At 44.9% G+C, this 13,471-nt stretch carries 18 protein-coding genes and 1 other annotated feature; all 18 genes read left to right on the top strand.

Annotation, left to right across the window (positions count from 1 at the left end; all coding sequences use genetic code 11):
• The first annotated feature begins 330 nt into the window (after positions 1–330).
• The 18 genes from JOD03_RS11990 (at position 331) to JOD03_RS12075 (ending at position 13,432) form a co-directional block, all read left to right on the top strand.
• Positions 331–1,410, top strand: coding sequence for a PIN/TRAM domain-containing protein (locus JOD03_RS11990; RefSeq protein ID WP_204591448.1), 1,080 nt, complete (start codon positions 331–333; stop codon positions 1,408–1,410).
• A gap of 61 nt (positions 1,411–1,471) precedes the next feature.
• Positions 1,472–2,161 (top strand): 2-C-methyl-D-erythritol 4-phosphate cytidylyltransferase, encoded by a 690-nt coding sequence (gene ispD / locus JOD03_RS11995; RefSeq protein ID WP_204591449.1) that lies wholly within the window; start codon positions 1,472–1,474, stop codon positions 2,159–2,161.
• Entirely contained in the window at positions 2,161–2,634 is a 474-nt protein-coding gene (ispF, locus tag JOD03_RS12000) for a 2-C-methyl-D-erythritol 2,4-cyclodiphosphate synthase (protein WP_204591450.1), read from the top strand. The genes ispD and ispF overlap by 1 nt, the downstream gene beginning before the upstream one ends.
• A gap of 62 nt (positions 2,635–2,696) precedes the next feature.
• Complete coding sequence (gltX, locus tag JOD03_RS12005) at positions 2,697–4,160, top strand: glutamate--tRNA ligase (RefSeq protein WP_204591451.1); 1,464 nt, start codon at positions 2,697–2,699, stop codon at positions 4,158–4,160.
• Positions 4,161–4,671: 511 nt separating this feature from the next.
• A complete protein-coding gene (gene cysE / locus JOD03_RS12010; RefSeq protein WP_204591453.1) occupies positions 4,672–5,331 on the top strand; it encodes a serine O-acetyltransferase in 660 nt (219 codons plus the stop codon).
• Positions 5,328–6,728, top strand: a complete 1,401-nt coding sequence (gene cysS / locus JOD03_RS12015; protein WP_204591456.1) for a cysteine--tRNA ligase — start codon at positions 5,328–5,330, stop codon at positions 6,726–6,728. The genes cysE and cysS overlap by 4 nt, the downstream gene beginning before the upstream one ends.
• Position 6,729: 1 nt before the next feature.
• Positions 6,730–7,146 carry a Mini-ribonuclease 3 gene (locus JOD03_RS12020; protein WP_204591458.1) on the top strand — a complete coding sequence of 139 codons (417 nt, stop codon included), beginning with the start codon at positions 6,730–6,732 and terminating at the stop codon, positions 7,144–7,146.
• Complete coding sequence (gene rlmB, locus JOD03_RS12025) at positions 7,143–7,904, top strand: 23S rRNA (guanosine(2251)-2'-O)-methyltransferase RlmB (protein ID WP_204591460.1); 762 nt, start codon at positions 7,143–7,145, stop codon at positions 7,902–7,904. Before JOD03_RS12020 ends, rlmB begins: the two co-directional genes overlap by 4 nt.
• Before the next feature lies 1 nt (position 7,905).
• A complete protein-coding gene (locus tag JOD03_RS12030; RefSeq protein ID WP_204591461.1) occupies positions 7,906–8,418 on the top strand; it encodes an NYN domain-containing protein in 513 nt (170 codons plus the stop codon).
• Positions 8,419–8,481: 63 nt separating this feature from the next.
• On the top strand, positions 8,482–9,126 hold the full coding sequence (gene sigH / locus JOD03_RS12035; RefSeq protein WP_204591463.1) for an RNA polymerase sporulation sigma factor SigH: 645 nt from the start codon (positions 8,482–8,484) through the stop codon (positions 9,124–9,126).
• 78 nt (positions 9,127–9,204) lie between these two features.
• Positions 9,205–9,348 (top strand): 50S ribosomal protein L33, encoded by a 144-nt coding sequence (gene rpmG, locus JOD03_RS12040; protein WP_204591465.1) that lies wholly within the window; start codon positions 9,205–9,207, stop codon positions 9,346–9,348.
• A 41-nt stretch (positions 9,349–9,389) separates the two neighbouring features.
• The gene (secE, locus tag JOD03_RS12045; protein ID WP_204591467.1) at positions 9,390–9,575 is read left to right on the top strand and encodes a preprotein translocase subunit SecE; all 186 of its coding nucleotides are present in this window, start codon (positions 9,390–9,392) and stop codon (positions 9,573–9,575) included.
• A gap of 85 nt (positions 9,576–9,660) precedes the next feature.
• Entirely contained in the window at positions 9,661–10,194 is a 534-nt protein-coding gene (nusG, locus tag JOD03_RS12050; RefSeq protein WP_204591469.1) for a transcription termination/antitermination protein NusG, read from the top strand.
• 172 nt (positions 10,195–10,366) lie between these two features.
• Positions 10,367–10,792 (top strand): 50S ribosomal protein L11, encoded by a 426-nt coding sequence (rplK, locus tag JOD03_RS12055; RefSeq protein WP_165767464.1) that lies wholly within the window; start codon positions 10,367–10,369, stop codon positions 10,790–10,792.
• 126 nt (positions 10,793–10,918) lie between these two features.
• Positions 10,919–11,614 carry a 50S ribosomal protein L1 gene (gene rplA / locus JOD03_RS12060; protein WP_204591471.1) on the top strand — a complete coding sequence of 232 codons (696 nt, stop codon included), beginning with the start codon at positions 10,919–10,921 and terminating at the stop codon, positions 11,612–11,614.
• A 43-nt stretch (positions 11,615–11,657) separates the two neighbouring features.
• Positions 11,658–11,804, top strand: a sequence feature (ribosomal protein L10 leader region).
• A 31-nt stretch (positions 11,805–11,835) separates the two neighbouring features.
• Positions 11,836–12,336 carry a 50S ribosomal protein L10 gene (rplJ, locus tag JOD03_RS12065; RefSeq protein ID WP_204591473.1) on the top strand — a complete coding sequence of 167 codons (501 nt, stop codon included), beginning with the start codon at positions 11,836–11,838 and terminating at the stop codon, positions 12,334–12,336.
• Positions 12,337–12,387: 51 nt separating this feature from the next.
• Complete coding sequence (rplL, locus tag JOD03_RS12070) at positions 12,388–12,750, top strand: 50S ribosomal protein L7/L12 (RefSeq protein WP_204591475.1); 363 nt, start codon at positions 12,388–12,390, stop codon at positions 12,748–12,750.
• 82 nt (positions 12,751–12,832) lie between these two features.
• Positions 12,833–13,432, top strand: coding sequence for a class I SAM-dependent methyltransferase (locus JOD03_RS12075; protein ID WP_204591477.1), 600 nt, complete (start codon positions 12,833–12,835; stop codon positions 13,430–13,432).
• Positions 13,433–13,471: the final 39 nt, after the last annotated feature.

Genomic DNA, 13,471 nt, shown 5'->3' on the forward strand with positions numbered 1-13,471 from the left:
TTACTACTTCCGACAAGTATTAGTGAAGCCAATTTTCAAATTAGTTACGCGAATCATTAATTGTAAGTATTTTACTTGTTAGCTTGATGACATTGTACCGGAGCCTCCTCTTGGCATACGAGAAGCTTGCACTTCTCGCCTCCACTGCGGGGTCTCCGCTATACTCTGATTCCCAAGGAACTCACTACCTCCTCTTGTCGATTGAAAATGACGACAATATAGTGGAAACTTACTTCACTTCCCAGGATTAAATACTTTTTAAGGCTCTGCATGGACGTCCGTTTCAAGGAAAGCGTATAATGAAAAGACAACTGATGAGGAGGTGGAAGTATGCTTAAATGGATCATTCAAATCGCATTTGTGTTGATTGGTGGTACACTCGGGTTATTTTTCTTACCGCACTTATACGAAGCAATGAATTTATCCGACAACCCGTGGATTGCCAATCCGTACGTATCCATTTTAGTAGGAGCCATTTTATTATATGTGGCCGCATTGTTCATTACAGATTATCTCGTAACATTTATCCGATTCATGGAAGAACGACTCTTGAACACTCCGGTGTGGGACTTGGTATTTGGAACAATTGGTCTTGTGCTCGGTCTTGTAGTGGCATTTTTATTAGGAACTGCCATCGACACACTCGAGTTACCTGCCATTGGATCCGTCGTTCCAGTCGTATTGTCCCTGGTTCTAGGGTACCTAGGTTTTCAGGTTGGATTTAAAAAGCGTGAAGAGATGATGTCGATTTTCTCTGGTTCTCGTGGGACGGTGAAAAAGCGAGCTGAAGAAGAAGTGGCAGTTGCAGATGCGCCGAATTATAAGTTACTCGATACGAGTGTTATTATCGACGGGCGCATTGCAGATATATCGGACACAGGCTTTTTGGAAGGGACGCTCGTCGTGCCCCAGTTCGTGTTAACCGAGCTGCAACATATTGCCGATTCTTCAGATACATTAAAACGGACACGCGGTCGCCGAGGACTCGATGTATTAAAGCGTCTGCAAGCTGAACGGACGACACCTATCGAAATCGTGGAAGACGATTTTGAGGACGTGCATGAAGTAGACTTGAAACTGGTGCGATTAGCGAAGAAGAAAAAAGGGATAGTCATGACCAATGATTTTAACCTGAATAAGGTATGTGAGTTACATAATGTACCGGTGCTCAACATCAACGATCTTGCCAATGCTGTAAAACCTGTTGTTATTCCAGGTGAGGTCATGCAAGTCGTCATCATTAAAGATGGTAAAGAGCAAAATCAAGGCGTGGCTTACTTAGATGATGGTACGATGATTGTTGTTGAAGGTGGAAAATCGTATATCAATCAAGCGATCCAAGTGGAAGTGACAAGTGTTCTTCAGACATCTGCAGGACGCATGATTTTTGCAAAGCCACTTGAAAAATAAGTTCAGGATCTCGGGCACGTTCGTGTACCGGGATTCCGTCTGTTTAGAAAGGTGTTTCACTATGAACTATACAGTCGTACTGCCGGCTGCCGGAAGTGGAAAGCGGATGGGAGCAGCGTATAATAAATTATTTCTAAAGTTGAATGGCAAACCGATACTTGCACACACATTGGAAGTATTTCAACTAGATCCGTGGTGTGAAGAAATTGTTCTTGCGATTAAAGAACAAGAACAACAAGATGTTGAAAATTTGATTACACAGTATCAACTGACAAAGGTGACAAAGCTCGTACAAGGTGGAGATGAACGTCAACACAGTGTTTATGCAGCACTTCAAGCAGCAAGTGGTGCAGAAATCGTACTCGTCCACGACGCGGCACGCCCCTTCATCTTGCAAGAGACGATTCATGCACTCGTTGAAAAAGCAACAGCGAGCGGCGGTGCAATCGCCGCAGTAAAAGCAAAAGATACGATGAAACGAGTGGTAGATGGCCAAGTGCAAGAGACGATTGACCGTGAAACTTTGTGGTCTGTTCAGACGCCCCAAGCGTTTCAGTATGAATTGCTAATGAAAGCGGCGCGTCAAGCAGATGAACAGGGTTTTTTAGGGACCGATGAAGCGATGCTTGCAGAACTAGCGGGCATTCCAGTTTATGTTGTGGAGAGTTCGTATGACAATCAAAAAATGACGACGCCAGAAGACCTGGTGCTTGGAGAAGGAATTTTAAGACGTAGAGAGGAGACAAAGTAATGCGTATTGGACAAGGATTTGATGTACATGCTTTTGAAGAAGGGCGCCCATTAATTATTGGAGGAATCACAGTTCCCCACGAAAGAGGTCTTGTCGGCCATTCGGATGCAGATGTTCTACTACATACGATTACAGATGCGGCACTTGGAGCGATCGGAGAAGGAGACATCGGTCGTCACTTCCCAGATACGGACCCGGCATTTAAAGACGCAGATTCAGCGAAACTGCTCACACACTGCTGGAACATTGTAAAAGAAAAGGGCTATGTACTCGGCAATATTGACTGCACGATCATTGCACAGCGCCCGAAAATGGCTCCACACATTCCTGCGATGCGTGCCCGTATTGCAGAACTATTAGAAGCAGATGAGTCTCAAATCAACGTCAAAGCAACGACGACAGAGAAGCTAGGATTCCCGGGTCGTGAAGAAGGGATCGCTGCACTAGCAACGATTTTACTCGTACAAAAATAAACTTTCTCTATCTCGGCTCGAATGATAGAATGGTACAAGTGAATTTTAGAGGAGGAACACCCATGACAAACGAAGTACGCGTACGTTACGCACCGAGTCCGACTGGTCAATTGCATATCGGCGGTGCCCGTACAGCACTTTTTAACTATTTATTTGCGCGCCACCACGGCGGGAAATTTATCGTCCGAATTGAGGACACAGACATCGAACGCAACATCGAAGGCGGCGAATTGTCACAGCTTGATAACTTGCGCTGGTTAGGAATCGAGTACGATGAGTCTGTAGACATTGGCGGCGACTACGGTCCGTATCGTCAAATGGAACGTTTAGATATCTACAAAGAACATGCTGAAAAGATGCTTGCAGAAGGTCATGCTTACAAATGCTTCTGTTCATCAGAAGAGCTCGAAGCAGAGCGCGAGCGCCAAAAAGAAGCGGGAATTGCTGCTCCTATGTATAGCGGGAAATGTCGCAACCTTTCTGCAGAAGAAGTAGCTGCGAAAGAAGCGGCTGGAGAAGCTTATACAATTCGCATGCGTGTACCAGCGGATGTAACTTACACAATCGAAGATATGGTCCGTGGTACAGTCACGTTCGAATCCAAAGATGTGGGGGATTGGGTACTTGTTAAAGCAAACGGCATCCCAACATACAACTATGCGGTAGTATTAGATGATCACTTCATGAAGATCAGCCATGTTCTTCGTGGGGAAGAGCATCTTTCAAACACGCCAAAACAAATCATGGTATTCCATGCACTTGGTATGGAAGCGCCAAAATATGGCCACATGACGCTGATTATTAATGAGAGCCGTAAAAAACTTTCAAAACGTGATGAGTCCATCATTCAATTCATCACACAATATAAAAACTTGGGCTACCTTCCTGAAGCGATGTTCAACTTCTTCGCACTTCTTGGGTGGTCGCCTGAAGGGGAAGAAGAAATCTTCTCAAAAGATCAGCTCATCGAATTATTTGATGAAAAGCGTCTTTCGAAGTCACCATCGATGTTCGATACGAATAAACTGACATGGATGAACAATCAATATATGAAAAAACTATCTGCAGAAGAAGTAGCAGCAATGGCTATTCCGCACTTGCAACAAGCAGGTAAGCTTCCTGCTGAATTGTCAGCGGAGCAAGCGGACTGGGCAAACCAGTTGATTGCCTTGTATCAAGAACAAATGAGCTTTGGTGCTGAAATCGTGGAACTATCGGAGTTGTTCTTTGCCGACGAGTTAAACTATGATGATGAGGCAATGGCCGTTCTTAATGAAGAGCAAGTGCCTGCTGTTATGACAGCCTTCAAAGCACAACTTGAGACAATGGACACGCTAGAGGCAGATGCAATGAAAGCAGCAATTAAGGCTGTACAAAAAGAGACGGGCGCTAAAGGAAAAGGCTTATTCATGCCGATTCGTGTAGTTGCTACAGGGCAAACACATGGTCCGGATCTTCCGAATGCGATCGCCCTTCTTGGTAAAGAGAAAGTTCTTAAGCGCGTGGAAAAATTCGCGAATCAATAAGATTGACTTTCTGCACTAGGTGAGTAAAATTAGAACCACATATGAAAGCTTTGATGAGGAGAAGTAAAAGGCGTAAGCTCCTGTAGAGAGGGTCACCACCGGCTGCAAGTGACCTGAGCCCATGCATCTTTGAAATGCACCTCTGAGCGCTGTGCTGAACAATCAGTAGGCCAGACGATTCGCCCTCGTTATCGGGTAGGAGAAGTGAAATCTTTTTTCGGGATTTCTCATCAGAGTGGAACCGTGCATACTGCGCCTCTGTCTAGTCGACCTGACTAGGTGGGGGCGTTTTTTACGCGTATTTAATTGAGAAGCTACTTAAATGGTGGAATTAGTTTCCATAATATGACCCAGGGCACAAAACGTCTTGTTCAGGGCACAAAACCATCTTCACAGGGCATTAAACTGTGCATATAGGGCATAAAACGTCCACTTCAGGGCACAAAGTCAACAGACGTCCATCAGTATTTAAAATCTTCATTATTCATCATTAACTCAAGGAGGAACTCCTATGTTCAAGCATATAAAAGAAGACATCGCCACCGTCTTCGAGCAAGATCCTGCAGCCCGCAGCGTCTTTGAAGTCGTGTTGACCTACTCCGGCCTTCACGCGATCTGGGCGCACCGAATCGCACATACTCTGTTTAAAAATAAACTATTTTTCTTGGCGCGTGCTGTTTCTCAAATTAGCCGCTTCTTCACGGGAATCGAGATTCATCCGGGGGCAAAAATCGGTCGCCGTTTCTTCATCGATCACGGCATGGGTGTCGTCATCGGTGAGACATGTGAAATTGGCGACGACTGCATTTTGTTCCAAGGCGTCACGCTCGGCGGGACCGGTAAAGAAAAAGGCAAACGTCATCCGACACTTGGAAATAACGTCCTAGTGGCAACCGGCGCAAAAGTACTTGGTTCCATCACACTTGGAGACAATAGCAAAGTCGGGGCAGGGTCTGTCGTATTAAAAGACGTCCCTGCGAACGCGACGGTCGTTGGAATCCCAGGAAAAGTCGTCGTGCTAGATGGTGTACGTGTGAAGCAAAACTTGAATCACCAAAACATTCCGGACCCTGTAGACGAACGCTGTCAGCAGATGGAAGACTGTATCGGAAAATTACAACGTGAGTTAGATCGCCTAAGTGCGCAATTACGAGAGGAGAGAGGACAATGAGCATTCGAATTTTTAATACACTAACGCGTGAAAAAGAAACATTCGTCCCGTTAGAAGAAGGAAAGGTCAAGATGTACGTCTGTGGGCCAACGGTTTACAACTACATCCATATCGGAAACGCTCGTCCTGTCATCGTCTACGATACAGTGCGAAACTATTTGAGCTATCGCGGATATGATGTGCACTTCGTTTCAAACTTTACGGATGTCGACGATAAAATCATCAAAGCAGCGAATGAACTCGGAGAAGATGTATCGGACCTGACGGAACGCTTTATTGAAGCTTACTTTGCTGATATTGAGGCGCTTGGGTGCAACCGGGCAGACGATCATCCCCGCGTAACTGAGCATATGGATCAGATTATCGACTTTATCAAGGTCTTAATTGACAAAGGCTATGCTTATGAATCACAGGGAGACGTTTACTACCGAACGCGTAAATTTGATGGTTACGGCAAATTGTCGCACCAAGATATTAACGACTTGAAGAGTGGGGCACGAATTGAAGTCGGCGAGAAGAAAGAAGATGCGCTTGATTTCGCTTTATGGAAAGCAGCAAAGCCAGGGGAAATCTCATGGGAAAGTCCGTGGGGAGCAGGACGCCCTGGTTGGCACATTGAATGTTCAGTAATGGCACGCGATATCCTTGGCGACACAATCGATATTCATGCAGGTGGCCAAGACCTGACATTCCCGCACCATGAAAATGAAATCGCTCAGTCTGAAGCACACAACGACAAAGAGTTCGCACGCTACTGGATGCACAATGGCTATATCAACATCGACAACGAAAAAATGTCGAAGTCTTTGGGGAACTTTGTGCTCGTGAACGATATTCGTAAGCATATCGATCCACAAGTGCTTCGCTTCTTCATGTTGAGTGTGCACTACCGCAACCCAATCAATTATTCTGGTGAACTTGTGGAACAAGCAGAAGCGGGACTTGACCGCATCCGCACGGCCTATGCAAATGTCGTTCACCGCTTAGAACACTCGGCAGACCTTGGAGATCAAGATGACATGTGGACATTCCAGTTGAACGAGCAGATTAAAGCGTATGAAGATGCGATGGATGACGATTTCAATACAGCAAACGCGATTGCGACATTATTTGAAATCGCGAAACAAGCAAACGTCTATTTGAAGCAGAACCAGACATCGGTTGCTGTGTTAACGGCATACGCGGCGACGCTAGAGAAGTTTATGGCCGTTCTTGGATTGAACGTATCTTCAGAAAAAGAACTGTTAGACGAAGAAATCGATGCGTTGATTGAAGAACGCAATCAAGCACGAAAAGACCGCAATTTTGCACGTGCGGATGAAATTCGTGACCAATTAAAAGAAATGAACATCTTGCTCGAAGATACAGCACAAGGTGTTCGTTGGAAGCGAGGCTGACATGTCGTTACGTCCAGCTGATGTGAAACAACTGAATGCCCTCGCGCTCGCCTATATGGGAGATGCTGTTCTTGAACGGGCGGTTCGTGAGCACCTTCTTGTGAACGGGATGATTCGCCCAAATGCCTTACACCGAGAAGCTACGAACTATGTATCTGCAAAAGCCCAGAGCGCTATTGTGCATGACATGATGGAAAACAACTTCCTGACAGAAGACGAACTTGCGACGTATCGCCGTGGCCGCAATGCGAAGTCTGGAACGGTCCCGAAAAACACAGACGTCCAAACATACCGAGCAAGTACAGGGTTTGAGGCGGTACTAGGTAGCCTTTATCTGCGAGGAGACCATGACCGTGTCGAACAACTTTTAACCTATGCGATCACCGCAATTGATAGCCGAAAGGAGGCCGCAAAATGACTGAAAAACATGAACAGACCGGAGAGATTATTGCCGGGAAAAACCCCGTCCTCGAATCATTAAAGGCCGGACGAGAAATGAACAAAATTTGGATTGGCGAAGGAACGCAAAAAACCGGCGTCACGGAAATTATCAAACTCGCAAAGGAATCGGGCATCGTCGTCCAGTTCGTTCCGAAGAAAAAACTCGACCAACTGACAGATTCGGTCCACCAAGGAGTCGTCGCATCAGTTGCTGCATACACATACGCAGAGCTTGATGATATTTTGGCCCTAGCAGAAAGTCGCAAAGAAGACCCATTCATCTTAATTTTAGACGAGCTAGAAGATCCTCATAATCTGGGGTCGATTTTACGAACAGCGGATGCAGTGGGTGTTCACGGAATCATCATTCCAAAGCGCCGTGCAGTTGGATTGACAGCGGTCGTTGCAAAAGCGTCAACTGGCGCAATTGAACACGTACCTGTTCATCGCGCTACAAACTTAGCGCAAACCATTGATGAGTTAAAGAAGAAGGGTGTTTGGATCGCAGGAACTGATGCAAAAGGCTCGACAGATTACCGTCGTATGGATGCAACACTTCCACTAGCTGTCATCATTGGAGGCGAAGGGAAAGGGATGGGCCGCTTGTTACGTGACAAGTGTGACTTCCTGTACCATTTGCCGATGATTGGCCACGTGACAAGTTTAAACGCGTCCGTAGCAGCTTCTCTCTTGATGTACGAAGTGTATCGAAACCGTCAGCCACTAGGTAATTAACATGAAGCAGATCCTTCTTGTAGACGGCTATAATATCATCGGTGCTTGGCAAGAGCTGCGCGTGTTAAAAGATAGCAAGCTCTTAGATGCCAGGGACCGGTTGATTGAACACATGGCAGAATATCAAGCCTTTATGGGATGTGAGGTCATCATTGTATTCGATGCCCACCTCGTCCCAGGGATCGAGTCGAAGGAAAACAAATACAAATTACAAATTATTTATACACGTGAGAATGAAACTGCGGATGAGCGGATAGAGAAGCTTGCTGCCCAACTCATCAACCGACGGACAGAAGTGGTCGTAGCTACGTCGGACTCTATCGAACAATGGGTCATCTTTGCGCAAGGAGCGCTCCGCAAGTCCGCGCGGGAGCTTGAAATCGAAATGGAACTTGTGGAGAAACAAATCACAAAAGAAGTTCGGTCTATTCAGTCTTCCAATGCCCATTCAAAGATTCCTTTGACGTCAGAAGTTGCAGAAATTTTCGAAAAATGGCGCCGAGGATTGAAATGATGCATTGAAGGCGCTTACCATCTTCTGTATACTAAAGGTAACAAGCGCATCCGAGGTGACTTCATGGATAAGACAGCACATGGGCATGCCCCCTTCTCACAACTGGCAGATGACGCCGTTCTCGAGCTCATCCATGCCGGCAATACCGAAGCACTGGATTTTCTGATCACCAAATACAAGCCACTCGTCCGTATGAAAGCCAAATCCTATTTTTTGATAGGAGCGGACCGGGAGGATATTTTGCAAGAGGGCATGATTGGCCTTTATAAAGCCATTCGTGACTTTCGTGAGGAAAAATTAACGTCTTTCCGAGCCTTTGCGGAACTTTGTATCACACGTCAAATTATTACGGCGATCAAGACGGCGACGCGTCAAAAGCACATCCCGTTGAACTCGTACGTCTCCCTTGATAAACCCGTTTATTTTGACGAAGATTCTGAACGGACACTGCTTGATACCATTGCCAGCACGGTGATCGATGACCCGGAACAATTGGTGATTAGCCAAGAGAGTTTTGATTTCATTGAAGAGAAGATGGGGGAGATGTTGAGTGATTTGGAGCAGCAAGTGCTCATGCTCTACATCGAGGGTCAGTCGTACCAGGAAATCTCGGAACAGTTAAACCGGCATGTCAAATCGATTGATAATGCTTTGCAGCGTGTCAAAAGAAAATTGGAACGTTATGCAGAAGTAAGTGTTATGAGTTGAGTACTTGACGCGCTGTTGACAGAGGAAATATCAGGTGGTACGCTTGTAAAAGACTTTACACGCCGAGAGGTGATGGTTATGTCGCAAAAAATGAGTTTAAGTTGTACACAGTGTGGCAGTCGTAATTATACGGTGCCTGCCAAAACCACATCAACGCGTGTTGAACGCAAGAAATTTTGTGCGCATTGCAATGCACATACACTTCATAAGCAAACACTGTAAACATACATCGCAAGATCCCACGCATGGAGGTTTTAGCTCGAATGGCTAATGTAGGTAATTTCTTTAAAAACGTCGTTTCTGAGATGCGTAAGGTCAGCTGGCCACGCCGCAAGGAACTTACACGTTACACAATTATTGTATTGTCCACGGTTGTAGTTGTAGCTTTATTTTTTGCTGTTATCGATTTAGGAATTACTGAGTTGTTCCGTTGGTATCTTGACCTGTAAATCACAGCAAATTGATATGTGAACGAATAGCCCGTCCTAAAACGGGTTTTTTCATTTGGAGAGAAAAAAGGAGGATTCCACACCGATGGAGAAGAATTGGTATGTCGTCCACACGTATTCTGGGTATGAGAACAAAGTAAAAGCAAACCTTGAAAAACGCGTTGAGACGATGGGAATGCAAGACAAGATTTTCCGCGTCATCATTCCAGAAGAGCAAGAGACAGATTATAAAGATGGTAAAAAGCGCACAGTGATGCGTAAAACATTCCCAGGCTACGTTTTGGTCGAATTGATCATGACGGATGACGCTTGGTATGTGGTACGTAACACACCAGGTGTAACAGGGTTTATTGGGTCATCAGGTGGAGGAACAAAACCAACACCACTTCTTCCAGAAGAAGTTGATTTCATCCTGAAACAAATGGGCATGTCCGAGCGCAAAGTCGAAATGGACTTTGATATCGGCGAGCTAGTTGAAGTGCTTGAAGGGCCGTTTGCACACTTCCAAGGCAAAGTGGAAGCAATCGATGGCGCGAAAGGCAAGATCACAGTTTCCGTCGACATGTTCGGTCGTGAAACGAATATGGAACTTGATTACGAGCAAGTTCAAAAAATATAATTCCGATTGCTACTTGCAGAACGTTGGAAATTATAGTATCATTTCAAAGGTCAGGCTGAAAAAGTCTGCCTAACAAATTTTATTACTGTAAGCAGCGAAATCGCTGAGAGACAGATATTGAGTGGGAGGGGCAACCCTATTACCACATCACGGACTTAAGGAGGTGTGTCTCGTGGCTAAAAAAGTGATTAAAGTTGTTAAACTACAAATCCCTGCAGGTAAAGCTAATCCAGCTCCACCAGTTGGACCAGCACTAGGTCAAGCAGGTGTGAACATCATGGGATTCTGTAAGGAGTTCAACGCACGTACTGCTGATCAAGCAGGACTAATCATTCCGGTTGAAATTTCTGTATTTGAAGACCGTTCATTTACATTCATTACAAAAACTCCACCGGCAGCAGTTCTACTTAAAGTAGCAGCTGGTATTCAATCTGGATCAGGTGAACCAAACCGCGTAAAAGTGGCAGTGGTGAAACGTGATAAAGTTCGCGAAATCGCAGAACAAAAAATGCCAGATTTAAATGCAGCATCTGTTGAAGCAGCTATGTTGATGGTTGAAGGTACTGCACGTAGCATGGGTATTACGATCGAAGACTAATACTGTGCTTACGTTTTTATGACGCGTTTGTTTTGGGGGTTGTAGTTGTTCATAACATGAATAGCTACAGCCCTTAATTGTGGGAGGTTTATTCCGCTAAGACCACTATAAGGAGGACATTTTAAAATGGCTAAACAAGGTAAAAAACTACAAGATGCGGCGAAATTAGTCGACCGTACGAAATTATATTCTGTTGACGAGGCGATCGCGCTTGCGAAAGAAACAAGCACTGTAAACTTCGATGCAACAGTTGAAGTGGCATTCCGCCTTGGAATCGACACTCGTAAAAACGACCAGCAAATCCGTGGAGCAGTAGTGCTTCCAAACGGAACTGGTAAAACTCAACGTGTATTAGTATTCGCTAAAGGCGAAAAAGCAAAAGAAGCAGAAGCTGCTGGCGCTGACTTCGTAGGCGATGCTGACTACATCAACAAAATCCAACAAGGATGGTTTGACTTCGATGTAATCGTAGCGACTCCTGACATGATGGGTGAAGTTGGTAAAATCGGACGTGTATTAGGACCAAAAGGTTTAATGCCGAACCCGAAAACAGGTACAGTTACATTTGACGTAACAAAAGCTGTTAACGAAATCAAAGCTGGTAAAGTAGAATACCGTGCAGACAAAGCTGGAATCATCCACGCTCCAATCGGTAAAGCTTCTTTCGACAACGACAAGTTAGCAGAAAACTTCAAAACTGTATTTGATGTAATTCAAAAAGCTAAACCTTCAGCTGCGAAAGGTGTTTACATGAAGTCTGTAGTTGTAACAACAACTATGGGTCCTGCTGTAAAAATCGACGCTGCTGCTGCAGCAAAATAAGTATTGACAACTCTGAGAGGCATCTGTTAAGATGTCTCTTGTTGTAACTTAATCATTTGTACCGAAGACAGCAGGTGCGTGTCATGCGCTTAATGTTCCTGCCGAGGACAAGCAAAATTCAGATTCTTTTTGATGATGACTTTTCCTGCCTTCGTGTCTTTTTAGACCCGGGGGCTTTTCTTTTGTCGGTATAAATGGCAATTCTAATAGGAGGTGCCACTATGAGCAAAGCAATCGAAACAAAAAAAGTGCAAGTTCAAGAGATCGCTGAGAAGTTCCAATCTGCTGCATCAGTAGTAGTTGTTGACTACCGTGGTTTGAACGTTGCGCAAGTAACTGAACTTCGTAAACAACTTCGTGAAGCTGGCGTTGAGTTCAAAGTATTCAAAAACTCTTTAACACGTCGTGCTACTGAATCTGTTGGATTCGAAGCAATCAACGAGCACTTAACAGGTCCAAACGCTGTTGCATTTTCAACTGAAGATGTAGTAGCTCCTGCGAAAATCATCAATGATTTCGCAAAAACGAACGAAGCGCTTGAAATCAAAGCGGGTATTATCGAAGGTACGGTTGCATCTGCAGCAGACGTTAAAGCTCTTGCAGAACTTCCATCACGCGAAGGCCTACTTTCTATGCTACTTTCTGTACTTCAAGCTCCAATGCGCAACTTCGCGCTTGCAACAAAAGCTGTTGCAGAACAAAAAGAAGAGCAAGGCGCTTAATTAGCAGCCTCGTAGCTTCATAAACTTATATCCAAATAGGAGGAAATTAAAATGAAAAACGAGCAAATCTTAGAAGCAATCAAAGAAATGACAGTTCTTGAACTTAACGACCTAGTAAAAGCAATCGAAGAAGAATTTGGTGTAACTGCTGCTGCTCCTGTAGCTGCTGCTGCTGCTGGTGGCGCTGCTGCTGCTGAAGAGCAAACTGAATTTGATGTAATCCTAGCTTCTGCTGGCGATCAAAAAATCAAAGTAATCAAAGTGGTACGTGAAATCACTGGTCTTGGCTTGAAAGAAGCGAAAGAAGTAGTAGACAACGCACCAAAAGCACTTAAAGAAGGCGTATCTAAAGAAGATGCTGAAGCAATCAAAGCTCAACTTGAAGAAGTAGGCGCTAACGTAGAAGTTAAGTAATCACTTTCTTCCTACAGTGAAAAGCCCGTCAATTAGTGACGGGCTTTTCTTCTTTTTACGTTTTACGAAGGAGGGGAATGTCATGAGCAACCACTATTATTCGAATCGTCCAGACGTTGAAAGTAATCCATCAAAGATCCAGCATGTAGGGCGTGGCCACACGTTCACACTAGAGACGGATCGTGGAGTATTCAGCAAAAGTGGAGTAGATTTTGGCTCCCGTGTTCTCATGGAGGCATTTCAGGCACCTCAGATCGACGGAGACTTTGCAGACGTAGGGTGTGGATACGGCCCGATCGGGTTGACGCTCGCCAAAGCGTTTCCAGAACGGATCGTCCATATGGTGGATGTCAATGAGCGAGCTGTGGAGCTTGCTGGAAAAAATGCAGACCGCAACGGGGTTCAAAATGTGCGAATTGCCGTAAGTGACGGAATGGAGAATGTACCGACAGGACTAGCTGCGGTCATTACCAATCCTCCGATTCGTGCAGGGAAAGAAACTATTTTCCGATTCTATCAACAAGCGTATGAACGTCTTTTAGACGGTGGCGAACTTTGGATCGTGATTCAAAAGAAACAAGGTGCCCCATCGACAAAAGAATTTCTCGAACAGCTCTACTCAGAAGTAGAAGTTGTGGAAAAAGTCAAGGGATATTGGATTTTAAAGGCCAAGAAATATTGACTTGACAAATTCGCTGTGATATTATAATAAAATGCAAAA

It is taken from the genome of Chryseomicrobium aureum (genome assembly GCF_016909155.1).
GTDB lineage: Bacteria > Bacillota > Bacilli > Bacillales_A > Planococcaceae > Chryseomicrobium > Chryseomicrobium aureum.